Annotated in this window: 25 protein-coding genes and 1 riboswitch; of the genes, 15 read left to right on the top strand and 10 right to left on the bottom strand. The window is 46.9% G+C overall.

Going from position 1 to position 26,230, the window contains the following annotated elements; all coding sequences use genetic code 11:
• Positions 1-83 precede the first annotated feature (83 nt).
• A complete protein-coding gene (locus PKOR_RS08920) occupies positions 84-590 on the top strand; it encodes a phospholipase D-like domain-containing protein (protein WP_046310247.1) in 507 nt (168 codons plus the stop codon).
• Positions 591-594: 4 nt separating this feature from the next.
• Here PKOR_RS08920 and PKOR_RS08915 read toward each other — a convergent pair whose 3' ends face one another.
• The 4 genes from PKOR_RS08915 to PKOR_RS08900 all read right to left on the bottom strand — a co-directional run bounded on the left by PKOR_RS08915 (position 595) and on the right by PKOR_RS08900 (position 5,990).
• A complete protein-coding gene (locus tag PKOR_RS08915; RefSeq protein WP_046310246.1) occupies positions 595-1,209 on the bottom strand; it encodes a hypothetical protein in 615 nt (204 codons plus the stop codon).
• Entirely contained in the window at positions 1,206-1,745 is a 540-nt protein-coding gene (locus PKOR_RS08910) for an RNA polymerase sigma factor (RefSeq protein ID WP_046310245.1), read from the bottom strand. The genes PKOR_RS08915 and PKOR_RS08910 overlap by 4 nt, the downstream gene beginning before the upstream one ends.
• 340 nt (positions 1,746-2,085) lie before the next feature.
• The gene (locus PKOR_RS08905) at positions 2,086-3,264 is read right to left on the bottom strand and encodes an acyl-CoA dehydrogenase family protein (RefSeq protein WP_046310244.1); all 1,179 of its coding nucleotides are present in this window, start codon (positions 3,262-3,264) and stop codon (positions 2,086-2,088) included.
• A 254-nt stretch (positions 3,265-3,518) separates the two neighbouring features.
• Entirely contained in the window at positions 3,519-5,990 is a 2,472-nt protein-coding gene (locus PKOR_RS08900) for a TonB-dependent receptor (protein ID WP_046310243.1), read from the bottom strand.
• A gap of 63 nt (positions 5,991-6,053) precedes the next feature.
• Positions 6,054-6,150: riboswitch (TPP riboswitch) on the bottom strand.
• A 230-nt stretch (positions 6,151-6,380) separates the two neighbouring features.
• Here PKOR_RS08900 and PKOR_RS08895 point away from each other — a divergent pair.
• A complete protein-coding gene (locus PKOR_RS08895) occupies positions 6,381-6,629 on the top strand; it encodes a hypothetical protein (protein ID WP_046310242.1) in 249 nt (82 codons plus the stop codon).
• A gap of 85 nt (positions 6,630-6,714) precedes the next feature.
• Here the strand turns inward: PKOR_RS08895 and PKOR_RS08890 are convergent, their stop codons facing one another.
• Positions 6,715-7,590 (bottom strand): aldose 1-epimerase family protein, encoded by an 876-nt coding sequence (locus tag PKOR_RS08890; RefSeq protein ID WP_046310241.1) that lies wholly within the window; start codon positions 7,588-7,590, stop codon positions 6,715-6,717.
• Positions 7,591-7,605: 15 nt separating this feature from the next.
• A complete protein-coding gene (locus PKOR_RS08885) occupies positions 7,606-8,124 on the bottom strand; it encodes an AAA family ATPase (protein ID WP_046310240.1) in 519 nt (172 codons plus the stop codon).
• A gap of 212 nt (positions 8,125-8,336) precedes the next feature.
• On the opposite strand from PKOR_RS08885, the gene PKOR_RS08880 reads away from it, so the two are divergent.
• Complete coding sequence (locus tag PKOR_RS08880; protein WP_046310239.1) at positions 8,337-8,744, top strand: hypothetical protein; 408 nt, start codon at positions 8,337-8,339, stop codon at positions 8,742-8,744.
• A gap of 75 nt (positions 8,745-8,819) precedes the next feature.
• On the opposite strand, the gene PKOR_RS25020 is transcribed toward PKOR_RS08880, so the two are convergent.
• Together PKOR_RS25020 and pnuC are read right to left on the bottom strand one after the other, a co-directional pair.
• Positions 8,820-8,996 carry a hypothetical protein gene (locus PKOR_RS25020; protein WP_158453752.1) on the bottom strand — a complete coding sequence of 59 codons (177 nt, stop codon included), beginning with the start codon at positions 8,994-8,996 and terminating at the stop codon, positions 8,820-8,822.
• A gap of 252 nt (positions 8,997-9,248) precedes the next feature.
• On the bottom strand, positions 9,249-9,962 hold the full coding sequence (pnuC, locus tag PKOR_RS08875; RefSeq protein WP_052738778.1) for a nicotinamide riboside transporter PnuC: 714 nt from the start codon (positions 9,960-9,962) through the stop codon (positions 9,249-9,251).
• A 119-nt stretch (positions 9,963-10,081) separates the two neighbouring features.
• Here pnuC and PKOR_RS08870 point away from each other — a divergent pair, with 119 nt between their 5' ends.
• The 9 genes from PKOR_RS08870 (at position 10,082) to PKOR_RS08830 (ending at position 20,624) form a co-directional block, all read left to right on the top strand.
• Entirely contained in the window at positions 10,082-10,399 is a 318-nt protein-coding gene (locus PKOR_RS08870; RefSeq protein ID WP_046310238.1) for a rhodanese-like domain-containing protein, read from the top strand.
• A gap of 184 nt (positions 10,400-10,583) precedes the next feature.
• Positions 10,584-12,053: an IMP dehydrogenase gene (gene guaB, locus PKOR_RS08865; RefSeq protein ID WP_046310237.1), complete on the top strand. Its 1,470-nt coding sequence runs from the start codon at positions 10,584-10,586 to the stop codon at positions 12,051-12,053.
• A 304-nt stretch (positions 12,054-12,357) separates the two neighbouring features.
• Positions 12,358-14,424 carry a GAF domain-containing SpoIIE family protein phosphatase gene (locus PKOR_RS08860; protein ID WP_235337369.1) on the top strand — a complete coding sequence of 689 codons (2,067 nt, stop codon included), beginning with the start codon at positions 12,358-12,360 and terminating at the stop codon, positions 14,422-14,424.
• Positions 14,425-14,443: 19 nt separating this feature from the next.
• The gene (locus tag PKOR_RS08855; RefSeq protein WP_046314276.1) at positions 14,444-14,782 is read left to right on the top strand and encodes an STAS domain-containing protein; all 339 of its coding nucleotides are present in this window, start codon (positions 14,444-14,446) and stop codon (positions 14,780-14,782) included.
• Positions 14,775-15,185, top strand: a complete 411-nt coding sequence (locus PKOR_RS08850; protein WP_046310235.1) for an ATP-binding protein — start codon at positions 14,775-14,777, stop codon at positions 15,183-15,185. Before PKOR_RS08855 ends, PKOR_RS08850 begins: the two co-directional genes overlap by 8 nt.
• A 167-nt stretch (positions 15,186-15,352) precedes the next feature.
• Positions 15,353-17,653 carry a peptidylprolyl isomerase gene (locus PKOR_RS08845; RefSeq protein ID WP_046310234.1) on the top strand — a complete coding sequence of 767 codons (2,301 nt, stop codon included), beginning with the start codon at positions 15,353-15,355 and terminating at the stop codon, positions 17,651-17,653.
• A gap of 102 nt (positions 17,654-17,755) precedes the next feature.
• A complete protein-coding gene (locus PKOR_RS08840) occupies positions 17,756-19,114 on the top strand; it encodes a peptidylprolyl isomerase (protein ID WP_071843127.1) in 1,359 nt (452 codons plus the stop codon).
• Between the two features lie 7 nt (positions 19,115-19,121).
• A complete protein-coding gene (locus PKOR_RS08835) occupies positions 19,122-20,087 on the top strand; it encodes an AAA family ATPase (RefSeq protein ID WP_046310233.1) in 966 nt (321 codons plus the stop codon).
• A 108-nt stretch (positions 20,088-20,195) separates the two neighbouring features.
• Positions 20,196-20,624, top strand: a complete 429-nt coding sequence (locus PKOR_RS08830; RefSeq protein WP_046310232.1) for a hypothetical protein — start codon at positions 20,196-20,198, stop codon at positions 20,622-20,624.
• A 77-nt stretch (positions 20,625-20,701) separates the two neighbouring features.
• On the opposite strand, the gene PKOR_RS08825 is transcribed toward PKOR_RS08830, so the two are convergent.
• Positions 20,702-21,565: an SDR family NAD(P)-dependent oxidoreductase gene (locus tag PKOR_RS08825; RefSeq protein ID WP_046310231.1), complete on the bottom strand. Its 864-nt coding sequence runs from the start codon at positions 21,563-21,565 to the stop codon at positions 20,702-20,704.
• A gap of 171 nt (positions 21,566-21,736) precedes the next feature.
• On the opposite strand from PKOR_RS08825, the gene PKOR_RS08820 reads away from it, so the two are divergent.
• On the top strand, positions 21,737-22,369 hold the full coding sequence (locus PKOR_RS08820) for a GNAT family N-acetyltransferase (protein WP_046310230.1): 633 nt from the start codon (positions 21,737-21,739) through the stop codon (positions 22,367-22,369).
• A gap of 13 nt (positions 22,370-22,382) precedes the next feature.
• Here the strand turns inward: PKOR_RS08820 and PKOR_RS08815 are convergent, their stop codons facing one another.
• Positions 22,383-23,534 carry a hypothetical protein gene (locus PKOR_RS08815; protein ID WP_235337359.1) on the bottom strand — a complete coding sequence of 384 codons (1,152 nt, stop codon included), beginning with the start codon at positions 23,532-23,534 and terminating at the stop codon, positions 22,383-22,385.
• A 629-nt stretch (positions 23,535-24,163) separates the two neighbouring features.
• Between PKOR_RS08815 and recA the strand changes: the two genes are divergently transcribed.
• Together recA and PKOR_RS08805 are read left to right on the top strand one after the other, a co-directional pair.
• A complete protein-coding gene (recA, locus tag PKOR_RS08810; protein WP_046310229.1) occupies positions 24,164-25,207 on the top strand; it encodes a recombinase RecA in 1,044 nt (347 codons plus the stop codon).
• A 169-nt stretch (positions 25,208-25,376) separates the two neighbouring features.
• On the top strand, positions 25,377-26,189 hold the full coding sequence (locus PKOR_RS08805) for a DUF3108 domain-containing protein (protein ID WP_235337357.1): 813 nt from the start codon (positions 25,377-25,379) through the stop codon (positions 26,187-26,189).
• The last annotated feature ends 41 nt before the right edge of the window (positions 26,190-26,230 follow it).

Raw genomic sequence — 26,230 nt, 5'->3', positions numbered from 1 at the left:
CTAATATCATTAGCAATCGCTAAAGCGTTTGTTTACTTATCATTGCGGTTGTTGTACCTTACAAACAAGCCAATAGAATACATATGCATCCTCACCAGCAAAAAATTACGAGCCACGCCTTCTTTAGCCCCGGCGACGATTGCCTCAACGCCATTATAGAATGTATAGATGATGCGCAGGAAAGTATAAAGATTTGCGTATTTACGATCAGTGACAACCGTATTACAGAGGCTGTTATTCGGGCCTACAAGCACGGCAAACGTATAAAAATCATCACCGATAACGATAAGCTCTATGACGCCGGCTCTGACATAAGAGAACTAGCAGCTCACGGCCTGGAAGTTCGGACTGATAAAGCGCGTAGCCACATGCACCACAAATTTGCTATTTTCGATGAGGCCCGCGTGCTTACTGGTAGCTACAACTGGACCCGCAACGCTGCTATGCACAACCACGAGAATGTACTCGTAACCGATAACTTCAGCATTGTGCAGGACTATAGCCAAGAGTTCGACAAACTTTGGAAAAGCATGATGACATATAACTTTGGAGGTAAAAGCAGGGATGAGCTTGGGCAGGAAGAGGAGTAAGTCTTTAAATCTCCTCCAACTTCTGCTGCAGCTCTTCAAGTTCCTTTATTATCGGCACGTAGGACTGGTCGTTATGCCGCTCTGAGTAATAAAGAGATGCTATACCTGCAGTAAGCATAAAAGCATTTAGCAGAATATGCATCACCAGGCGTAGTTTGGCACTCTCATTCAAGAATATGTCGAAGTAGATCAGGTTAATGCCAGCAAGAATAACCACCATAAGGAATGGGGTTAGCTTCTTATTGATAGCATTTAAGTAGCGAAGACTCTTAAGCACCTGCTCCACATATGCTTTACTGCTAAGGTTAACTTGCTTTTTCCATGGCATTGACTTAAACCAGTGAATCAAACCTAAAGAGAAGGCAGCACTGAGAGTGAGGCCTATTCCTATATCATACCAAACTGTACTGGGTTTTAATAATGGTCGAAGCACGAAAACAAAAGCTGCCGCAGTCAAACCTATTACAACTGTAGCAACTGTGTTTGTGTGTATTACTTTCCGCTGAAGTGCCTTAACATCATTTAGTATGTTAGATTCTTTTACCGTGCCTCCTACTCTACCTTCGGTAGCAGGTGCCTGCTGCGTTTGCCAGCTTTTTTGAATGTCGTCGAAGTTCATAGTTCGTTCCTGCTTTCTTTGAATGTCTCCTGGGTAACCTGCTGCTCCATGAGCACTGCCAGCTTCTGTTTGATGCGATTTATCTTTACCCCCACATAGTTTACCGTTAGCCCCAGCACCTCTGCAATTTCTTTATAAGACACCTCCTCCAGCACCAGCGAAATAATGAGCCGGTCCTGCTTTTCGAGACAGCTGATGCAGTAGTGCAGCTGTTGTAATAGCACCTCCTGCTCTTGCTTATGAGCTGTTTCGGCAGCTGCATCGGGAAATCCCATACTATGTTGCGGTAGTAAAGTAACATGTTTGCTCCGCTGCTTCCGGTGAAGTATGGCAGTGTTCAAGGCAAAGCGATAAAGCCAGGTGCTCAGTTTTGCATCTCCACGGAAAGTGTGCAGGTTCAACCACACTTTTACCAACACCTCCTGGTACAGGTCGTTGGCATCATCGTGGTCGGGTATACAGGCGCGACAAATACGATACAGCCTGTCCCGGTTCTCCCGCACGATCTCCTGGAATAACTTTTCCTTATCGTGCATCGGCAACATGCTTAAATTTCGCTTCCAAAGAAGAGTAGCATGGTGAGGTTAGGTGTTGCAGTATGCTTGGCAGCGGCGTGTTATTGTAAAGTTTAAACTTCATGATTAAGTCTGTTAAGGGTGATGAGTTAGAGCTGATTTCACAGCCAGTTAATACTTAGAGCAGAGACATTACAATTTATTACAACTACAGGCAAAATATTTATAGAAAATGCGAACGGCAACTAGCCGGGCTCCCGCGGGAGCTAAGCAAATCGCGAGAGTCTACGAAAACAGCAAAGGGCAGCCACTCACGCAGCTGCCCTTTATACTTTATCGCTCTCTCTTAGTCTTAGGGAGACTATTTAAAAGCTGGGATTCCCGTAATATCCGCACCTGTTATCAGCAGGTGAATGTCGTTTGTACCCTCATAGGTAATCACGGACTCCAGGTTCATCATGTGGCGCATGATCGGGTACTCGCCTGTGATACCCATACCACCATGAATCTGGCGTGCCTCACGAGCAATGTGCAGGGCCATGTCCACGTTGTTGCGCTTGGCCATAGAAATTTGCTGCGTGGTTGCTTTGCCCTCGTTCATCAAGGTGCCTAGGCGCCAGGCCAACAACTGCGCTTTCGTAATCTCGGTCAGCATCTCAGCCAGCTTCTTCTGTGTGAGCTGGAAAGCACCAATAGGCTTATCAAACTGGATACGCTCCACACTATACTTCCTGGCCGACTCGTAACAGTCGATAGCGGCACCAATGGCTCCCCAAGAAATACCGTAACGGGCAGAGTCCAGACAGCCAAGCGGTCCTTTCAAACCATCGATGTTTGGCAGCAGGTTTTCTTTTGGCACCTTCACGTTATCAAACACCAGTTCTCCGGTACAGCTGGCGCGTAAGCTCCATTTGTTGTGAATCTCCGGGGTAGAGAAACCTTCCATGCCGCGTTCCACGATCAGGCCCTTGATGCGGCCTTCCTCATTCTTTGCCCACACTACCGCTACCTGGCACTCTGGAGAGTTAGAGATCCACATCTTAGCGCCGTTAAGCAGGTAATGGTCGCCCATGTCTTTTATATTAGTAGCCATGCCACCCGGGTTAGAGCCAAAATCAGGTTCTGTAAGCCCAAAGCAACCTAGCCACTCGCCGCTTGCAAGCTTAGGCAAGTATTTTTTGCGCTGCTCCTCTGAACCATACTTGTAAATAGGGTACATCACCAAAGAGCCTTGCACCGAGGCCGTAGAACGCATACCAGAATCGCCACGCTCTATCTCCTGCATAATGATGCCGTAGCTGATATAATCGAGGCCACCGCCACCATACTCTGTTGGTATAGTTGGGCCAAAAGCACCTACATCCCCAAACTTCTTTACTATTTCTGATGGGAAATGAGCATCCTGTGCCCACTGTTCAACACTTGGAGAAATCTCGCGCTTCACAAAGTCGCGCATGGTCTGCCGTATAAGCTTGTGCTCTTCGGTTAACAGGTCGTCGATGTTATAGTAATCCGGCGCACCAGATGATTCGTAGGCCATAGTTTTGCTTTAAGGGTTAAGAGAAAGGGTAATACGCAAAGTTAAAATTTTAAGCATAACCTGAATCAGGATTAGGAGGATTTAAGTATGAACAGAACTGTTTCATTCTTGGACATACTTATACTTCTATTCCTCAATGGCATAAACCGAGATCTCCGCCAGTAACAGCAGTATAGCCCCGCCTATCCTCTTACCTAGCTCACAAAAAAGCCCCACCAAAACTGGCAGGGCTTTTTAATAGCTTTAGCTTACACTTAAAACTTAAGACCTACAGATAACAGAAAATTGCGTGTAGCCTGAGGATAATAGAAGTTCTCGGTATACTGGTCTCCATAAAGATAGCTGTAAGTATAACCGTTGGCTGCATATCGCTCGTTGAACACATTGTTCACCAACAGACCTAGCTCCAGCTCCTTCAGCACATTGCTGATATTGACAGTATAACGCAGGCGTACATCTCCCACCTCGTAAGCCGGAATAATACGATCTTCGTTTTCAGTATTGTCGAGGTACTGCTTACCTACTGTCTTATAGATGAAGGCAGCGCGAAGGCCTTTCAGCACCTCCACCTCTAGCTGGCTGCTTGTTATAAAATCAGGCGAGAAGGCAATAGCCGTTTCATTATAGTCATAGCGTACTTGGTCGCCATTGGCGTAGTCATCCAGGAATTCGCTAAAACCCTTTATTCTGTTCTGGCTGTAGGCAATATTGCTACGCAGGCTGGCACGTGTGCCAAGGCGCAACGCTCCGGCTAACTCTATGCCCTGGCGGTAGCTCTTGTCTATGTTCGTGCGGGTATAGGCGCCTACATCGTTGATCTGTCCTGTTAAAACCAGTTGGTTTTTGTAGTTCATGTAGTAGAGGTTTGCCTCCACATCTGCTGCAAGGGTTTGTCCAAATAACTCACCAACGCCAAACAGACCCCGGTATCCGGCTTCCACGTTGCGCAGTGTTTCGTGCTTAGGACGGCTTGTTGGGGTAGACTCGGTAAAGTCGTCGCGCACTGGCTCACGGTTACCAACAGCAAACGAAGCATAGAGCTGGTGCTCTGGTGCAGGAGCATAAGTTATACCTGCTTTCGGGTTCCAGAAAGTATAGCTGGCGTCCTGCGTAATGTTTTTACCATCGTTGTCAAATCCTAAAAACTCGTACTGGATGGTACGCAACTGAAGGTCGCCAAACACACTTAGTTTATCAGTCAGGCTGTAGCTAGCCTTGGCAAATATGTTAAAGTCGGTTTTATCCGCATCGTTCTCATAATACCTGTCGCGAATGTTGGAGGTAGAGGCATAGCGAGCCCAGATAACCTCGCCAAAGTGAGCGCCAGTATACCTGTTCCAGGCACCACCAAGAGTAGCGTTTAGGCGCTGGTTCGGATTATACTGTAAGGCATAAGTAACACCGTAGAAGTCGTTGTCGAGCCAGCGGCGGCGGATGATGTCGGAGGTTTCTATTGTTTCGCCCCCAATCTCTACATTTGGCAAGCCATAATCTGCCAGGTCATCCTCTGCACGGAACTGCTCATAATAGCCACGGCCATAGGTGTAGTGTAGGGCTCCGGAGAAGCTAAGCGCCGGCATAAAATCATGCGAGAGATGCAGCTGGTAGTGGTCCTGCTGGTAATTGTCAGTCTCGTTGTCGTAGGTGTAGTAGTTGTAGGTTCGGCCAGAGCTAAGCAGGTTCTCACGGTCGCTACCTTCTATACCGTTACGGTCAATATAGTCCTGCAGATCCTGCCTGTTGCCATACACCAGTGCCTCCGGTGTTCCATACCATGCCTGATAGGTTTTCTCCTGACCAGAGAAGGTAATAAACTTCAGCGAGGTTTGATCTCCGTAGTACCCACCCGAAAAGTAGAAAGATCTAAGATCTGAGGAAGCACGGTCGATGTACCCATCAGATTTGATGCGTGACAGGCGGCCATCAAAAGCAAACTTCCCATTGATAAGGCCTGTACCGAAGCGTACGTTGTTCTTCCAGGTATCAAAAGAGCCATAGCTGTTATCAGTTTCGGCGTAGGCTTCGCGTCGTACTTGCTGCGTCTGGATGTTTATACTTGCGCCAAAGGCTCCGGCACCGTTGGTAGAAGTACCAACCCCACGCTGCACCTGAATATCCTCCACCGAAGAAGCCAGGTCTGGCATATTGACAAAGAAAGTGCCGTGGCTTTCGGAGTCATTTACAGGGATACCATTCACCGTAACATTGATGCGCGTAATATCGGAGCCACGTATGCGGATGCCGGTGTAGCCCACGCCTGCGCCTGCATCAGAGTTTACCACCACCGAAGGCACCTGCTCCAACAGGTAAGGCAGGTCCTGACCGAAGTTGCGTTCCTCAATCTCCTGCCGTGTTACGTTGGTAAAGGTTGTACCGGTTCTCTCGTCGGCACGCGTCGCCTGCACAATCACCTCATTTGCTTGCAGTGCCTGCGGTCGCAGTGCTACCTGCACCGGTGCATTCTGCGGCAAGCTTAGGTTTACCTGCTGCTGTGCAAAGCCAAGATAAGTTACTTTTAGATTGTAGCTGCCTGCCGGCAAATCCTGAAAAGAAAAAGACCCGCCGTTACCGGTGGCGGTACCTACACTGGAGCCTTCCAACACTACTGTAGCGCCGGCTAAACCCTCTCCTGTGGCTGCATTGATCACGCGCCCGTTCAGGGTGTGCTGCGCCAACAGTTGCAATGGCAACATAAAGGCTACCACTGCCATTAATAATTTACTCATAAATGTACTGATAAGATAATGGTGAAACATACAGACATGCCAGGGGCCGGCAGCCTACTTAAAAGTGTTTCCCGTACCGCTCCCTTCGCCGGCATTACCCGGATCAGGTTCAATGGGTATGATCTCAGCCCGTAATATTTGGGCACCCCTAGTGTCGGCAAAGGTAGCCGACATAATCATTTAAACAAAGGAACCCAGATTATTTATACTCCTGCAATCTTCAGCACAAGCATGCTTCTGTCCTATTAAATTTTGCCTCTGACAGATAACCACTTAGCTAAAAAGTACGTTGTAAAGCTTAATAAGGCACACTAGTTTTTACCCCTTTGAGAGTAGACTTTTTGCCGTGCAGAGAGATCAGCAGAAGTTGAAAAATAAAAGAGAACCGTGATGATGATCAGCATATTGTACACAGTAGCACTGTTAACCATACTGGCATATTATGCCTTTGCCCCGCGCACAAGATACAACCGTCCTCCTTCCACCGACAATGATGATGACGGAGGTGAACCACTAGGAGATGACCTGCCAGACCTGGATCTGCCACCTGGTATTTCTCTGCCTATAAATGATTTTGAACCGAGGTATGATATTAGAAAAATCAAGGTTCCTAAGTTCCCGGAGCCATCACTGCATTAGGCGCAAAACCTGCGCAGAAGCAAGAAGCCCCGGCTTGCCAATGAGCAAATCGGGGCTTCTTGCTTCTGCGCAGGCTGAAAAGGCACTACAGCACAGTTATTGTGTACGTGCGGGCAAAGCTTTGCTCCGGCGCAAGTTGGTTAATGCCTTCTTTTTCCGTTAAGTCGCCACTCTCGCCTACTCTACCCGCAATGCCGCACCAAGGCTCAATACAAACGTAGCGCGGGTGGGCCGGCTTTCCCCAAATACCCAAGTACGGAAACCCTTCGAAGATAACCTCCACACGGCGAGCATTCTTTGTGCTACCCAGCATTACCCGCTCCGACTGTAGTTGCTTGAACACTAAGGCATCTTTATAGAAATAAGCAGAGCGAAGAGGCAGCTTCGTATCCTGTTCCAGCACCAGTTCTGTCTCGCCGCTTTGCAGTCCTTCGTCGCTTAGCAGGTAGCGGTGCAGCATTTCTTCCTTCTCAAATTCTAGAAAGTAGTCCTCATACTCCTCACCTTCATAAAAAGGAACGTTAAAGCCGGGGTGCCCGCCTATCGAGAAGTATAAAGCCTGCTCGCTGGTATTGGTTACAAGGTAAGTCACCTCCAGCCTATTCCAATCCAAAGCATAGGCTATTAGCAACCGGAATTTAAAAGGATACTGCTTCAGCGTCTCCTCATCCTCTGTCAGCTCGAAAACCAGCTTATTATGGTGTTCCTCCACCAACTTAAACTCTTTGCGGCGAGCAAAGCCGTGGCGCTTCATCTCATACGTCTGCCCCTCAAAAGTATATTGCTGCTCCGGCAGCTCCCCTACTATCGGGAAGAGGTTAGGCGCATGGCCTGTCCAAACCTCCGGGTCGGCCTGCCATATAAACTCAAGGTTCTCATCTTTCTTGATGAAGTGATGCAGCTCGGCACCCAGCGTATCCACGCCTACTTTATAGTTATCGTTCTCGAGGAAGTATAGCATAGTCTGTTATTGATATTATCTCTGTGTTAGCAAGGCCTCTACGTGCTTAGTAGCCAATTCCAGGCGTTCCTGCTCTTGGCCAAATATTTCTACAAAGGGAGCTCCAAGCGCTTCCAGCTCTCGCTTATACCAGTGGTAGAAAAACTGACGCAGGTGCGGGTGCTCCCGCTGCGGATCAGGCTCCCAGGGCAAATCAACGCCCATCAACAGGCAAAGGTTGTAGTCCTGTTGCTCCAGCTGTCGCTGTATCCAGTCGGGGCAGTGCCCAAAGGCATGCTCGCTCCAGATTTTAAGCACCAGCATATCAGTGTCGGAGAAAAGAATATCGTTTGCCTGCAGTTGCATCTCCTGCTCAAGGGCCAGTTGCCCGCGGGCTATTGCCTCGATATCATCTAAAGTATAAGGTTGATCTAAGGTAGCAACATAACTGCGTGCATACTCTGGCACCCACACCGTGTTAAAACGCGTTGCCAGCTGCGCTGCAATAGTTGATTTACCTGTAGACTCCGGGCCGGTAACGGCTATTTTTATCATAAGCGCTTTGTTGCAGTTGTGATGCCAAAGTTAGCCATACTTCTGTTAGAATTCGGCCCGTAGTTTGCTGTAGATTCTAGTATGAATCTGAATAGCTTAACAGAACATAAATTTTCACCCTTGGAGGTATAGCGCTTTCCCTATAATTAGATTATATTGGCTTTTACTTGTCTATAGAATAAGCTCTGGCACTCCTCATACATGCTTTTAAAATGAAAAAAGAACTGCGAAACTGCGACGATGAAGTATACTTCACTGTTGAGACAGACGCTCAAAATGGCTGGATAAGAGGTTGTTGGTACGGGATCGTGCCTATAGAGCAGATAAAGTCTGCCAGCTTACTTTATGTGGATTGCTTACAGCGCAGCCCCTACACCAAGATATTAAGTGACATTCGTTATCTAAAAAGCTCGTTTTTAGATGCCAACGATTGGTTGGAGCGGGTGTGCCTAGCCCCTGCTGTACAAGCGGGGTTAACCTCCTTCGCTTACCTTATACCAGAAGATTTTACAGATAAACTTGCTGTAGAGGACTTCTGCAGGCGCGCCCAAGGAAGCTTTAGGGTACATATCTATGACAATGAGGATGATGCTGTAGAGTGGCTAAAAGGCTGCAAATAAGGGTATCAAAACAAAAGGGGGAGTCTAGCATATGCTAGACTCCCCCTTTTGTTGAGTGCGATAGATATCACGTGCTTAATTCTCAGAGAAACTATAGTCGTAGAAATTATATACTTCAACAACTTTTGGTCTTTCCTCCCCGCACTGACACAGGAAAACAAATTTAGGGCGCTCGTCCGGAGACTCGTATCCCCATTTCATCCGATTTTCAAACTTTAGTTCCTCGGGTAATTCCAGTTTACGTTGTTTCATAATGCTGCAGCGTTAGTGGTTTTACAAACTACGCCCGTTTGGGGTCGCAGCAAAGGTTAGTAAGTACTTGTACGCTATACTACTGGCAAGATAATTAGACAACTACAGGATAAAGTATAACTATGTAATAAGCTTTTGCTGTTGCTGCTCCTTTTTATTGCTTTTACGGAGTTCCCAACAGTCACTATACCATAAAACTAAACAAGCAATCACCCTGATTACCAACACTTACAACACAAAATAAATAGCATATTAGGCTGGTTCTGATATACGTATTTTTTGAATATTTGCTTTACGTTTCCACTCAATCAAACCGGCAAACGCCATAACCAGCAGCACAAAGTAAAAGACAGAGGTAAAGACCAGGCCTTTAACAAAGTACAGTGGTATGGAAGCAACGTTCGTTGCAACCCACCAATACCAGCTCTCCACTTTTTTTCTAGCCATTAGCCACATACCGGTATAAGCCGTAGCACTAGCAAAAGCATCTGCCCAAGGAATAACGCCTTCGTAAAAAGCATCCTTCAGGTATGCAAGGGAGAAATAAATAACAAGATAGAGCACAGCAAAAAATGCAAGCTGCTGTAGCCACTGCTTTTGGCTCGAGAACGAGATATGCAGCACATGCTCATCCTGGTTGTTCTTTCGGGCCCAGAGAATCCACCCGTATATACTTAGGATAGTATAGTAAACGTTAACGCTTGCCTCCCCTATCAGGTGGTACTTAAAGCTTAAGTAGACATAGATAGTCGTACTGATAAGGCCAATGGGGTATACCAGGATGTTTTCTTTTCTGGAGTACCATACACTCACGATACCCGCCACCACGGCTACATATTCCAGCAAGGAGGTTTGTTGCATACCAACCAGGAACTGCTCCCATACTTCTGAGCCGCTAGTGCCTAAAATACTAGATAAAAGTGTTTGCCCAAGCACAACACCCAAAAAACTTTGCCACGTTTCCATTGTCGCAATTTACACCTCTAAAAATGCCCATGTATACAAAAGCTTCTTTAATTTTGAGTTTGGGCGCAACCAAACGCTACATGAGCCGCTAAAACTAAACCTATTACTGAGCAATACCCATGGATGAGATTACCGCAGAGGAACTGAAAGTCAGGCTGGCCCACAGCAGTAAAATACAGATTGTAGATGTACGCGAGCCCGAGGAGTTTGAAATCTGCAACCTTGGCGGCGAACTTATCCCACTTGCGGACATCCCAAAGCAGTCTGGCCGTATTCGGCGTGATGTACCGGTTGTGGTTGTGTGCCACCACGGGTTCCGGAGCGCCCAGGCTATAAACTACCTTACCCAACGCCTTGGTTTTGAGAACCTCCTGAACCTGAAAGGCGGCATACATGCGTGGGCCACTCAGGTAGATCCATCTATGGCAACATATTAAGTTGCTCGCAAATTGTCTTTCAGAGGCCTTACTCGCTGTAACTTGAGAGAATATTTCTCTTCTGAAAAGCAGCTATATTTTCTAATTTATAGTGGCAGAAAAAAATAAGCCAGACTCATTCGTAATTATCCACATAATTTTCTGTAACTTTACGCGGCAAATAATAACCCCTAATTTATTTGCCATGCTCTCCGATCAGTCTAAGATTTTATTTGAGGCACTGACTTACGACGATGTGCTGTTGCTCCCGGCTTACTCCGAGGTGCTTCCTCACCAAACCGATACTTCCTCACAACTTACTCGCAACATCCGCATCAATGTTCCACTCGTTTCGGCTGCCATGGACACCGTAACGGAGGCTGAATTGGCTATTGCGATGGCACAGGAAGGCGGAATTGGCATTATCCATAAAAACATGTCCATCAAGAAGCAGGCCGGACAGGTGCGCAAAGTAAAGCGCTCTGAAAGTGGCATGATCCTGGACCCTATAACACTGAATAATAACGCCACTCTAGGCGACGCCGTGCAGATCATGACTGAAAACAAGATCGGCGGTATTCCAATTGTAGATAACGACGGTAAACTGACCGGCATCATCACCAACCGTGACCTGCGCTTCCAGAAAGACCTTACGCAACCAGTTTCTGCCATCATGACAAAGCAGAACCTGATCACTGCACAGAAGGGCACCGACCTGTCAAAGGCAGAAGATATCCTACAGGAGTTCAAAATTGAAAAACTCCCGGTAGTAGACGAAAATGGCAAGTTGGCTGGCCTGATCACCTACAAAGACATCCTGAAGAAAAAAGACCGTCCTTTTGCTTGTAAAGATGAGTATGGTCGCCTTCGTGTGGGTGCCGCTGTTGGTGTAACGCCAGATGTACTGGACCGCGTGAAAGCCCTTGTTGAGGCTGGTGTAGACGTAATAAGCGTAGACACAGCTCATGGCCACTCTAAAGGCGTACTGGAAGCAGTTCGCAGAATTAAAGATACTTTCCCGAATGTAGACCTGATAGCAGGTAACGTAGCCACAGCTGAAGGTGCTAAGGCACTGGCTGATGCTGGTGCTGATGCCGTGAAAGTAGGCGTTGGCCCAGGCAGTATCTGTACAACACGTGTAATTGCAGGTATTGGTGTTCCACAGCTTTCTGCTGTGATGGAGGCTGCCCGTGGTCTGCAGGGCACTGGCGTTCCGGTTATCGCGGATGGCGGTATCAAGTTCTCTGGTGATATTGTAAAAGCCTTGGCTGGCGGTGCCAGCACTGTAATGGTTGGCTCGCTGCTAGCCGGAACTGAAGAGGCTCCTGGCGAAATGATCATTTACGAAGGACGTAAGTATAAAACATATCGCGGCATGGGCTCAGTGGAGGCAATGGAAGAAGGCTCTAAAGACCGTTACTTCCAGAGCGATGAGAAAGACGCCAAGAAACTAGTGCCAGAGGGCATTGTTGGCCGTGTAGCTTACAAAGGCCTGGTAAACGAGGTAATCTACCAGTTGGTAGGTGGCTTGCGTGCTGGCATGGGCTATTGCGGTACAGCTTCTGTAAGCGATCTTTGGGATTCTAAAATGGTGAAGATTAGTGGTGCTGGTCTGCGCGAAAGCCATCCTCACGATGTGCAGATTATGCGTGAGGCTCCTAACTACAGCCGCTAACACATACAGCATAAAGTAGTTATACCTAAAAGCTACCAAGACAAAGAACAGCAGCCAATGGACAATCGTTGGCTGCTGTTCTTTTTTAGCCAAGGCAACAGCGAAAAGACTACACTATGGCTAGAACATCCTGTGCTATTAAAGTTAACCTAGGCTGCACGATTTACGTTATGCAAGGTGATTTTCTAAAACAGGACACAACAACTTGGCCAAAGAGCAGTTTTTTTTCTTACCTTTCAATTTAGAACAGGCCAGGGAGCACCGTATTCAGTCACGGCTAAAATCAAAGACGGATTTCCGTTTTATGCTATATAAAACCAACGCAAAATCTTTACTGGCAATATCTGCTGTCATAAGCTGGCTCTTACTGCTGGTTTATGTACTGCTTACTGCCGAAAGCACACTGGCAGGTTCCGGTGCGCCTAAATTTGCGTTCCCGTTTCTCAGAAACCTGCTCACTGTTGTCTTTATCGTTTCTGTGTTTCTGTTTCAGCGGATGCACACCGAAACACTCAAAGGGATTGATTTTATAGGTTACCTCTGGAACCTGTTTTCCAAGGCTGGTGTGGCAGCTTACTTAAGTGTAGCCTTATACCTGGTGTACCGGGTATACACAAATTACGCTGACGTTGAGTCTACACTACTGCTGCATTTGGTGTACCAGGTAAACTTCGGGTTATTGGTGCTGTTTCTGGCGAAGGCCTTTTACATTTGGCGGCAGCTGCTGCTGTACCATAAAAACAAATTTCTGCAGATTGCCTGGGATTGGTTTGAGCTACTGCTAGGCGCCACGCTGCTGCTCACCATCTTTAATTTTGATTACACCAACTACGTTTTTCTGCCGCTGCTAGCCCTGATGGGCTTCTACATACTCTTCCTGTGCACCAACATGAAGTGGGTGGCTTACCTCACCTTCAACAACAAGAGCCGCTCGCTTGTACTGTTGGGGGCTATACTGCTAAGCTGCTACATCTTTATCCGGTTCTTCCATAACACAGCCGATCGCGCGGACCTGGTAATAGATTATACCGATGTAGGCTTTCTACTGCTCGCTATGATGTTTGTGGGCATGTATACCTTGGCTGCCTTCCTGGTGTCACTGTTCAGTTTGCCTACTTCCAGCGTGTTTGAGCAGAAAAGTGAGGATTTACTAAACTTCCAGCGCCTTAGCCTTTCTATACAGCAGGGGCAAAGCGAGGCACAGGTGTACGACATGCTCTTTGAAAGCACAATCAAAGCCTCGGATGCCAGTGCCGGCTGGTTTGAGATTTTCCGCAACAGCGAGCCACAGGTAACACACCTGCTCAACATTAAAGAAGGCCAGATTAACAGCATCCGGCACCTGTTGCAGGCATACAACATCCACAACATAGATTACATCAACAATAACCTGGGCCGCAACCCAGGCTTCCGGGGCTTGTCGCTGCCATGGAAATCCATGGCTATACTTCCTATCAAATCCTCCAAGCATCTTTCAGGTGTTTTATACTTGTTGAAGGATGTAGAAGGTGGCTTTGACCAGGAAACTGTGAATGTGCTGCGCACCTTCACCAGCCAGACAACTCTGACCATAGAAAACCTGCGCCTGATAAACGAATCGCTGCAAAACGAGCGTTACAAAGAAGAGCTGAAGATTGCCACGCAGGTACAAGAAAGCCTTATACCGAAAACATTCCCTACCGACAGCTGGTTTGAGATCAGTACCCACTCGGTGGCAGCCAAGGAAGTAGGCGGCGACTTCTATGACTTTCTGCAGTTAAGCGAGTCGCGCATTGCCATTATTATCGGCGACGTATCAGGTAAAGGTATCTCGGCAGCTTTTCATATGGCTCAGATGAAAGGTATTTTCCACGGCCTGATGCAGCAGGATATGGCACCGAGCGAGTTTATGAAGCAGGCAAACAGCGCCCTAAGCCGCTGTTTAGAGCGAACCTCTTTCATCACTTCTGCGCTATATATTATCGATTACCGCATGAAAGGCTTTATGTTCGCTCGTGCAGGCCATTGCCATACATTGTACTACAACTCCATGATGGATGATGTGTTCTACTTCGACACCGATGGTTTAGGGTTAGGCATCATCCGGGATAAGAACTATGCTGGCCACATACGGGAGATGTACTATGACTATAACCCTGGCGACGTAATGGTGATATATACTGATGGTATAGTTGAGGCTCGAAACTCTGGCAACGATGAGTATGGGGAGGACCGCCTGTTGTATATGTTAAAGCAAACGTACCATCTGGAAGCAGAGGACATAAAGTGTGCTATTATCAACGACTTGAATGATTTTACAGGGCCGGGCAACCTTTATGACGACCAGACGCTGCTAGTGATAAAGTTCAAGCCCACTCAACCTAACGAATGATTAACCGTAAAGTATGCCGATGAAAATTACACAAGAAATCAAGGAGAACACCGTTATCATGACCCTCAACGGTGAACTGGATGCAAGTTCCTCAGTACTTTTAGACGAAGAGTTATCAGACCCTGAGATCATGAAATACAGCAAGGTTTTGGTTAATTGCCAGGATCTTAACTATATTTCGTCTGCGGGCCTTGGTGTCTTTATTTCTCACCTGCAGCGATTCGAGGACGCTCAGATCAAACTAATCTTCTTTAACATGCAGGACAAGGTTCGCAATGTATTTGAAATACTTGGACTCGACCTGTTAATGACCATTGTGTCCGATTACGAGGAAGCAAGGACCATTGCAAATGAATAACTCCATTCGGGTAAATTGCACTAAAAAAAACCTGAAGCCGATACGGGATTTCGTGACGGAATATCTGAGGGCTCTTGCGCTTTCAGACATCCTCATGAACCAAATCGTATTGGCAGTGGATGAGATATGCGCCAACCTTATTATCCACGCTAACCACGAGAACCCAGAGAAGTACCTTACCCTAAAGGTGCAAACCCTTCAAGACCAGGTTAAGTTTGAGATTGCAGACCAAGGCAGAGCCTTCGAGCGCTCCAATTACAAGGAGCCAAACATACAGGAGCACATCCGGATGGGCAAGAAAGGTGGCGTAGGCATAGCGCTAGTAAACCGCATCATGGATAAGGTCGAGTTTGTCACCGACGGCTCTCAGAACATCTGCCTACTGTATAAGAAAATCAAATAGCAGTACGTACATACTTTAGCTGCCGGTTTGCCGTTATCGGGGAACAAAAGCCCGTGCAATTGTATTATGGTTTAAGTATTTGACTTATCTGTCAGAAATTTTAGCTAAAATTGCATCACCTGGTCTCTCGATCAGCGAAAAAGACAAATTTGATTTTAAATCAACTTATGCGCAGCAACCACCTACTTGTTGCGGTAGCCGTCCTGGCCATAGCAGGCTGCACCGCTACCAAGAAGAATGTTAGTAAAGAACCCGCAATCGCTACGCTTGGCTCCCAGCCTGTTTCCATCTCAGAGTTCCGCTATGTGTATGAGAAAAACAACGGCGGCAACGACGATGCCTACACCCGAGAGAGCGTAAACGACTACCTTAACCTGTACACCAACTTTAAGCTAAAGGTAATAGAGGCCCAAAACCGCGGTCTGGATACTACTATGGCCTTTAAGCGTGAGTTGGAAGGATATAAGGAGCAACTGGCACAGCCTTACTTAACAGAGAAAAGCGTGACAGACCAGCTCGTGAAGGAGGCTTACGAGCGTATGAAGCAGGAGGTGAATGCTTCGCATATTCTGATAACACTCGCCCCTGATGCCGTGCCTGCTGACACACTGGCTGCCTACAACCGCATTATAGAGATCCGCCAGCGTGCTAAAGCAGGTGAAGATTTCGGAAAGCTTGCCCAGGAGCATTCACAAGACCCTTCAGCTGCCGACAACAAAGGTGAATTAGGTTACTTTACAGCACTGCAGATGGTGTACCCGTTCGAGGATGCTGCCTATAAAACTGCTGTAGGAGATATCTCACAGCCAGTACGCACCCGTTTTGGCTATCATCTGATTAAGGTAAATGACAAACGAGAAGCACGTGGCGAGATCAAGGTATCTCACATTATGGTACGCTCCACTCCTAACGCGCCTGCAGCTGATTCTTTGGCAGCAAAACAGCGTGTGGATGCTATCTACCGCCGCCTACAGAAAAACGAGAGCTGGGATAAATTAGCCGCTGAGTTCTCTGAAGATGCCAACACCGCCAGCAACGGCGGAGCATTGCCATGGTTTGGCACTGGCCGCATGATTCCTGCCTTCGAGGAGGCAGCCTTTGCTCTGCAAAAGCCAGGAGAGATTTCGAAGCCCGTTTATACCTCTTATGGCTGGCATATCATCAAACTCGAGGAGAAACGCAGCCTGCCACCATACGACCAGATGGAGCAGCACCTGCGCAACAAGATTGCCAAAGACTCCCGCTCAGAACTGAACAAGGCAGCTTTCCTGAGGCGCATTAAGCAAGAGAACAACTTCGCCGAAAATACCGAAGCAAAGGCAGCAGCCATGGCTAAAGCCAATGATGCTCTCTTGCAGGGCAACTGGAGCTATGATGAAAGTGACAAAGCACTGAAGCAAACGCTGTTCTCTATCCAGGGTAAAAACTACACTGTTGCCGACTTCTATGCTTATGTAAAAGATCAGCAACGACCTCGCACCACTGGCAATGCCGCTCATGCAATGAACTTGCTTTACGACAGCTTTACAGAGAAAAGCTTGCTGGAGTATGAGAAGAATAACCTGGAGAACAAGTATAACGACTACCGTATGCTTGTGCAGGAGTACCACGATGGTATATTACTCTTCCAACTGATGGATGAGAAAGTATGGAGCAAAGCTATAGAAGACACAGTAGGCCTGCGCACGTTTTTTAATCAAAACCGCGAGAAGTATAAATGGGGCGAGCGAGCCGATGCCATCGTGATCAGCGCAGCTAACAAAGAACTACTACAGCAGGCTCAGCAGCAATTAGACAAACGTCGCTACCCTGTATCGTTTGCTAAGTTAACAGACGTACTGTTTGAGCAGAACATAGCCGAACTAAGTGCAGAAGGCAAAGCCAAGCTCAAGGAGCTTGCTCAACTGCTGCAACAAAACAAAGATTTGACGCTGGATGTAATTGGCCACACCGATGCTCGTGAGAACACAAAAGTAGCGGAGGCTCGTGCAAATGCAGCAGTAACGTATCTTCAGGAACTAGGTGTAGCAGCAGCTCAGCTTAGCAGCAACAGCTTAGGCAAGAGCAAGCAGGCTGGCCCGGATAACACCGAAACAGGACGCCGCCGCAACCGCCGTGTTTCTTTTGTGCTCTATACCTCTGAGTTAGCAGCCCTGGCCGAAAACCTGAATAAGAACAACCCGCTAGCTGTGCAGATAACGGAGAAGAAGTTCCAACGCGGCGACAACAAAGCACTAGATGCTGTTGAGTGGAAAGAGGGCACCTATACAACACGCCAAAATGACCGTGAGTACCTTATCATCATCAAAGACGTGCTGGCTCCTGCCTATAAGGAACTAAGCGAGGTGCGTGGTCCTGTCATATCAGATTACCAGACATACCTGGAAGAGCGCTGGGTGCAGGAGCTCCGCAACAAGTACCCTGTTGAGATCAAGGAAGATGAGGTTGAAAAACTGGTACGAAAGTAGCAGTGGAGCTTCTCCGAATTTGACCCGCTTTTCGGGTAATTCAGAATAAAAAAGTAACTTGTGCGTTATTTCTCAGCATAAGTATAAATTAAGATATAACCCTTGAAGAAGATTCACCAATTTGCCTTTGTGGCATTATGCCTACTTATATCCGCTGCCACGGCTTTTGCTCAGTCACCGGTGCAGTACCAGGTAGATGGCATTATTGCCAAGGTAGACAACCATGTAATTCTGCGCTCTGACCTGGAGTTTGGTTACCTGCAGTACCTGACCCAGTCTAAGCAGCAACCGAACGATGACCTGAAGTGTCAGATCTTTACTTCTCTGCTGCAGGACAAGTTATTGTTGGCACGCGCCGAGGTAGACTCTGTTGTGGTAGACGAAGGTATGGTTACCAGCGAACTAAACGACCGTATCAATTATCTGGCTGGCCAGGTTGGTGGTACAGAGCGTCTGGAGCAGTACTACAACAAAAGTCTCAGACAGCTGAAGGATGAGCTGCGCAAGACAGTGCGTGAGCAGCTTGTAATGGAGAAGATGCAGCGCGAGATTACTGGCAAAGTGTCTGTTACTCCAAAGGAAATCAAAAAGTATTTTAACAGCATTCCTAAAGACAGCCTTCCATACTTCTCTACTGAGGTTGAGATTGGCCACATTGTAAATTATGCGGAGGTAGGTCGCCAGCAAAAGCAGGAGGCACGCCAGAAACTGGAAGAGCTACGTAAGCGTATACTGGCCGGTGAAGATTTTGCTACTTTGGCCAAACAGTATTCGCAAGACCCGGGCTCTGCTCAGGACGGCGGTGAGCTAGGTTTCTTTAAGAAGAAAGAATTGGTACCACAGTATGAAGCAGCTGCCCTTCGCCTGGAGCCAGGAGGCATTTCTAACGTGGTAGAATCGCAATTCGGTTTTCACCTGATCCAGCTGATTGAGCGCCGTGGCCAGGAGTTTAATACGCGCCATATCCTGATCAAACCAGGAACTGCCACAGTAGATATTGAAGCTGCCGCAGAAGAGTTAGATAGTATTCGTACGCTGATTATGAATGACAGCCTCACTTTTGCCAAGGCTGCTAAAGAATTTTCAGACGACACGAACACAAAAGATAACGGCGGAATGATTACGAGCCGTGCCACTGGCTTTACTTACATACCTATGGACCAGCTGGACCCAGCTATCTTCTTCGTGATAGATACTATGGAGGTAGGTGAGATTTCTAAGCCTGTGCCTTTTACCACTCCTGATGGAAAAGAGGCAGTACGCATACTTTACCTGAAGTCGAAGTCTAAGCCACACCTGGCTAACCTGGACGACGATTATCAGAAAATAGCCAACGCTGCACTGGGTGAGAAACGAAGCAAGGCTGTAAGCGAGTGGTTTAAGAAGAATATTAGCACTGTATACATTGAAGTAGATCCGGAGTACCAAGGTTGTTCTGGTCTACAACAACTAACGCAATAGACAACACATGACGCAGTTCACCTCTGACAAAGAAGCAGCCGACGCCCTATACCGCTCTTACCAGGAGCTCACTTCTGAAATATCAAAAGTAATTGTAGGGCAGGACGAAGTAGTAAGATTAGTACTCACAGCTGTTTTTTGTCAGGGGCACTGCCTCTTGGTAGGGGTGCCGGGACTGGCTAAAACGCTCCTTATCCAAACCATCGCCTCCACGCTCGACATGAGCTTTAATCGGGTGCAGTTCACGCCCGACCTGATGCCTTCCGACATTGTTGGCGCCGAAACGCTGGACAAGGACCGCAACTTCCGCTTTGTAACAGGTCCGATATTCGCTAACATTGTACTGGCCGACGAGATAAACCGTACTCCGCCAAAAACCCAAGCTGCTTTGTTAGAAGCCATGCAGGAGCATGCAGTAACGGTAGCAGGCCGCAAGTATGATCTGCCTAAGCCCTTTTTCGTGCTGGCTACGCAAAACCCGATTGAGCAGGAAGGCACCTATCCCCTACCAGAAGCGCAGCTAGACCGCTTCATGTTCAACATTACCCTGGGCTACCCTAGCTATGAGTCAGAGTTACAGATTGTGAAGAACACAACTGGTGCAGCTGTTAGCGAACTCCGCAAGATTCTGCATGCCGACGACATACTTGCTTTTCAAAAGTTGGTGCGCCGTGTACCTGTAACGGATAATGTGGTAGAGTATGCTGTAAAGCTTGTACACCAAACCCGGCCTAACATGCCGCTCGCTTCTAAGCAGGCCAACCAGTTCCTGGAATGGGGCGCAGGCCCAAGAGCCTCTCAGCACCTGATTATTGGCGCTAAGTGCAATGCCATCCTGAACGGAAAGTATAGCCCTGACATTGAAGATGTACAGGCAGTAGCTCTACCTATACTTCGCCACCGCATTGTGCGCAACTTTAAAGCAGAGGCTGAGGGTGTCACAGAAGAGCAGCTGATTCAGGAGCTGATGTAGGAGCACGGGTCGTTCCTTTTTAACCTAAGCACAAAACAATTTTAGCAATCCATCTAAATTGGTGTAATTTTGTGTTCATACATTTCATCAACATTACCCTAAAAACATATGGAAGCGGCTGCTTTATTCTTTCGCTTTAAAGATAATCTGGCTCGCATAGCCAGCGCCCTCAACAGCAAGCTGGAAGTGCGCTCTATGCCGTACAACACTTCTATTCCGTTGGAGATTGACTTGCTGGCAGATGTATTGCGCCTTCATGGCCTGGATTTCAAATCATCTACACCAGGAGCTGCCCGCCTGTTCGATTTACAGCAGTGGTACACACAGCATGAGACACAGGTAAATGATGTAATGCACCAAGTGCTGGAGAATAAAAAGGCTTACATGAAAACGGCTACCGGCACTATCCTGCAGAAGGAGATGCTATACCGCCGCCTGGAGTTCTTCAAAGAGACAGCCCACACTTTGGAAGTAATGATGATTCAGCAGAATCTGCACAGCCCTAAGCACTTCAATTACCCGTACTTAAACGCTTAGTAAAAACTGCTCATATTATAAAAAGGCCGCTACCTTACATAGGTAGCGGCTTTCTGTTTTAGAAGCAGTTTGTTTTACTACTTACGAACCGATGTATGGCTGTCTTTGGAGTGCTGAAGGCTTAGCTCACCTTTTGGCTGTTGCTTCATATTTTGTGCAGCCATATCCCCGGCAGGGCCTTTGGCAATCAAGGTGCCGCCATCTACCGGGAAAATAGCTCCTGTAACGTAAGAAGCTTCGTCTGATGCTACAAACAAGTACGCATTAGCCACTTCCTCTGGCGTTCCTCTGCGCCCCATCAGTGTTCCCTGCGTTACCATCTGCTCCATTTGTTCATCCATTGGACCGGTTTCTTTGTGTGTCCAGCCAGTATCTATAGGCCCAGGGGCAACAACATTGCAGCGCACCCCTTTCTGCGCCTGCTCTGCTGCTAAGCCTTTGGCAAAAGCATGCATAAAACCTTTCGTACCACCGTATGGTGCATTCTGAGCTATGCCTAAGGCGCCAGACTCAGAGCCTGCACAAATGATGTTACCCTTTGTCTTCTGTAGCTCCGGCAGTGCTGCTTTGCTCATCACAAAGGCTGTTCGTATGTTGTTTTTAAGCAAGTAGTCAAAAGCCTCTTCTGAAAAGTCTGACAGAAGATTTGTCTCCGGGAAGGTGCCTGCGTTATTGATTAAAATATCCAGCTTACCATACTGCTTTACTGCTAGCTCTACACAACCCTGCGCATTGGCCAGTAAAGACAAGTCCCCGGTAAAAGGTATGGCAGTACCTCCCTCCTCTTGTATCTCTCTCGTAACTTCTTCCACAGGGTCCTCCGAAAAACCGGCTACAACCACTTTAGCTCCCTCTTTAGCGAATTTCTTGCAGATGGCTTCGCCTATACCAGAGCCACCTCCTGTTACAATGGCTACTTTTCCTTCAAGTCTGTTTCCCATTTGTTCTCTAATTAGGTTTATCAGTTTCGTTAATGTTCTTTAGTAACGAATACTCTGTAAGTGCAGTTGGTGAAAGTATAAATTGGCAAAGTAACACCACGTTTTCTCATGGCTAGCGTATGACAGAACTAAGGCACCCGAGTTTTGATCACACTATCCGCACAGTTATACATGAGCTATTTATACGACACTATCTCTGAGACTTTTGATGAACAACTAGAGACGCCTCGCCTGCTACTACGCCCTTACCAGGAAGGGGACGAAAGAGACTTTATGCGCCTGCTACAGGAGAACGCTGCCTATCTCAGCCCTACCTTTACAGGGCGCAAGATGCGGGTACGGGTCCTGGATGATGCCCGCCTACAGGTGCAGCAACTGCGCACTGAATGGGAGAACCGTCGCATGTTTGACTTTGGTGTGTGGCAAAAAGAGGATAAGTTATATGTCGGAGATATCACCCTGAAAAACTTGGATCGCTCCATACCCAAGGCAGAAATTGGGTTTTACTTTGCGGGTTGGCCTGCCACAAAACAATTGGCACAAGAAGCACTGGAAGAGGTACTGCGTTTTGCCTTCGGTCCACTTGGGCTAAATAAAGTATACTTACGCTGCACTGCCGCCAACGAGAGCTATGGCCCAATAGCAGAGAGCTGTGGATTTCAGAAAGAGGGCCTATTGCGCTGCGACTACCGAGGCGCTGACTCAGATGAGTTACTTGACATTAGCTACTACGGCATCACACGTTATGACTTTGAAAAGGCGCACCAACAGCAAGCAGCTGCCTCAACAGCTGTTGCTGATTAGCAGCTACTACAGCTTATTTCTTAGCCTTAGCTAAAAAGAAATCCGTATCGAAAGAGAGGTAGAAGCCACTGGAGAACTCTAGCTTTGGATTATTCAAGTCCCAAAGGGGCTCCAGGCGCAAAGTAAGATTCAAAGCTTCTATTAGTTCGATGTCTTTCATTAACCGCAATATAAGTAGCTCCCGGTCCTCTTCTAGATAGCCAGGGTGCTTAAAAGTAGTAGAGGCTGACTGGTACAATCTTCCGCCCAACTCCGAGATGTAGCCATCTCCTCGCCAATAGCTCAGCATCACATCCTGATACTTTGTATCGGCACCAACATTAAAGTATAGGCCATGCCCTTGCTTGTATGGCAACTGAAATTCGTTTGAAAAATCTTTAAAGCCTACGATGTAGTTCTTAGTATACAAACGGTGCAACACACGCCGGTTATACTTTTTCTCCAGCTCCAGCCCTACTGCGGCATTGGCTACTGTAGTAAGGGGTAAGTCAGAAGCATCTATTTGTCCGCCTTTGTGTATAGCGGTAAATTGTAAGGGTAATTTAAGGTACAAACTATCGGCCATATTACTCTGCCCCTCCTGCGCCAGCAAAACTACCGCCATGGCTGCGCCACCGTTCACCTGCTCCTGCTCTTTCTCGCCACGGTATAACATATCTACCCAATCTACCCATGCATCCAGCTGAAGGCGCTCAGTGTTAAGCTTGTACTGTATGCCGTTTTCTAGTCGGTTCGTGATCAGCCGCTCGAAATCGTAAAGCGGTTCTATATAGCCATGGTTCAAGCTACCTTCCAACGTTCCAAACAGCAGTTCCCAGCGCTCTTTCTGCACTTTAATAGTGAAAGTAGGTATGATGGCTTCAAAGCCTGAAGCACCAAAGTCCTTCTGTAAAAATGCGCCTGCCTCTAACCGAACAGTTGCAGTAGGCTGATAGCTTATCTTAGGGTTGAACTGATACCCAAAAAGGGTATATCCATCGGCAATTTTATTGAAGTACTCGTTGTTCTTCAGAAAGCCTAAGCCTTGAACAGTAACTCTGACTTCGTTTGCATGCTGCTCCCGCACAGGCATTTCATGTTGCAATGCCCGGTTGTTTAACTGTGCCTCTGCATTATAACCGATAATTGCTAGAATAAGTAAGGCTAGGATTTTCTGAATGCGCATGTCAAGAGATTGGGAAGCTAATCGTGCTATGTTAAGATAAGCTAATTATATGTTAGTTGATCAGTGAAACTGAAAATTTAACTAAGCCAAAGTAATGTTGTCTTTTGCTACATAAGTCTTCAACTTACGGCACAGGTGTAGACATACATTATTTACTATACTTAGAGATAATCCTTTGCGACCTCCTCCTAGCATTTTCCACCATACACAAACGTTCTGCTTTATTATTTACTTAAAAAGGCTGTATACTACTTTCCAAAGAAGCCGTAGAAACAGTAAGTGAGCAGTGGCACTTTGTTGCTTCAAGAACTGTTCTTAATTAAGCCACTCACTAAGCCCTATATCCTAAAAATATTAGCAATCCTTCTTTCACTGACATTTACAGCACTCGCTTACTAAGACCAGGACCTCCTTCCAAAAGGAACTTATTACCAATAAAATCAGCAGAAAAAACCCTGCAAAAAGCTTATAAAAAAGAGCTAAGTGTGGCACAAAAAGCGGTGCAGCTATGTTATAATCAGAAGGCGCTAAACAACTAAAATAATTAGCAAAATACTTGCAAACTATTTTGAAGATTGGCTCCAAATTAGTAATTTCACCTTCAATATAAAGCTAATAAAGAAACACACATGAGCGTAAGCAACGAAAAACTTAAGGCCTTGCAGCTGACCATGGATAAGCTCGACAAAACTTACGGTAAAGGCACCGTAATGAAGCTGAGCGACAACAAGGTTGAGGATATTCCGGCTATTTCCACTGGTTCGCTGGGTCTGGATATTGCTTTGGGTATCGGCGGTTTGCCACGTGGCCGTGTCGTAGAAATCTACGGTCCTGAGTCATCTGGTAAGACTACGCTTACCATGCACTGCATTGCGGAGGCACAGCGTAAAGGCGGCCTGGCAGCGTTTATTGATGCAGAGCATGCATTTGACAGGGTGTATGCCCAAAAACTAGGAATTGATACTGAAAACCTATTGATATCCCAGCCAGACAATGGTGAGCAGGCACTTGAAATAGCCGACCACCTGATTCGCTCTGGTGCTATCGATATTATTGTTATAGACTCTGTTGCTGCCCTTGTACCAAAAGGTGAATTGGAAGGCGACATGGGTGACAGCAAGATGGGTCTGCAGGCACGTTTGATGTCTCAGGCGCTTCGTAAGCTTACAGGTACGATCAACAAAACAGGATGTACTTGTATCTTCATCAACCAGCTGCGTGAAAAGATCGGTGTGATGTTCGGTAACCCTGAAACAACTACTGGTGGTAACGCCCTGAAGTTCTACGCTTCTGTTCGTCTTGATATTCGCCGTGTAGGCCAGATCAAAGAGAGCGCTGACAACATTACTGGTAACCGTACTCGTGTGAAAGTAGTGAAGAACAAAGTAGCTCCTCCGTTCAAAGTGGTAGAATTCGACATCATGTATGGTGAAGGTATCTCCAAAGTAGGTGAGGTACTTGACCTGGGTGTTGAGCTGGGCATTGTTCAGAAATCAGGTTCATGGTTCTCTTACAACGGCGATAAGCTGGGTCAGGGCCGCGATGGTGTGAAGCAGATTCTGCTTGATAACCCGGAACTGATGGAAGAAATAGAAAACAAGATCAGAGCCATTGTGAAAGGTGAGCCGGAGAAAGTAGCCGCCGCCTTAGACGATGCAGCTGCTGCCGAGTGAACTTTATTTCCTAACCTAAAGTAAAAAAAGGTGCTACCGTGGTAGCACCTTTTTTGTTTAAAATGAGTTGATTAGCTAGATGAGATTAGATAACTTAAGCCTTGAGAAACAGTTGGTACAAAACTTGATTGAAAACAGGTAACAATACTGACACCTAAAGGAAGGCATAATGATGAAGAAGTTTTTCCCTGTACTCATACTAGTAGCACTTGTTATATTTGGCTTTGCCACAAAAGACAGAATGCGCCACCTGCCAAACGACAGTTTTAGTACTGGCGAGGTATTAAAGTATAAGGTACACTATGGCCCTATTACAGCTGCAGAGGCAATAATAGATCTATCACCTGAACTACATACTGTAAATAACAGAGCTTGCTATAAGGCAACTGTGTATGGCAAGACAAACAGCTCTTTTGATCTCTTCATCAGAATTCGCGATACTTGGCAGTCTTACATCGATACAGCAGCCATAGTACCACAGCGTTCTTTCCGCAACATAGAGGAAGGCAATTACCGCAAGCGCGAAATCGTGAACTTTGACCACTACAGCAATAAGGCGCATGTAGAAAAAAGCAAGAAATCGAAGAAGGTGGAGAAAAAAACCTTTAAAGTAAGCGATAATGTGCAGGACATTGTAAGCGGCTTCTATTACCTGCGCACCCTGAACTATGACAACATGCGCGTTGGCGACAAAACTTATGTGAAGGGCTTCTTTGACGAAGAAAATTTCGATATGGAAGTAGAATACCGGGGCCGTGAGGTTGTTAGTACAAAGGCTGGCGACATAAAAGCCATTAAACTGGTGCCTCGCATGCCGCAGAACGATATGTTTAAAGGAGAAAACTCCATCACAGTGTACCTCTCCGACGACAAGAACAAAATACCTGTGCTGATACAGGCAGAAATGTTTGTTGGTTCTGTAAAAGTAAACCTTTACGAGTACAAGAACCTCAAGAACAAGCTTATGCTAGCAAAGAACTAAGTATAGTAAAGCCAGCTTATACGCTGGCTTTTTGCTTACAT

The sequence above is a fragment of the Pontibacter korlensis genome, from assembly GCF_000973725.1.
Taxonomy (GTDB): domain Bacteria; phylum Bacteroidota; class Bacteroidia; order Cytophagales; family Hymenobacteraceae; genus Pontibacter; species Pontibacter korlensis.
Note: the sequence above shows the minus strand (reverse complement) of the source record. Positions and strands in the feature narration are given on the sequence as shown.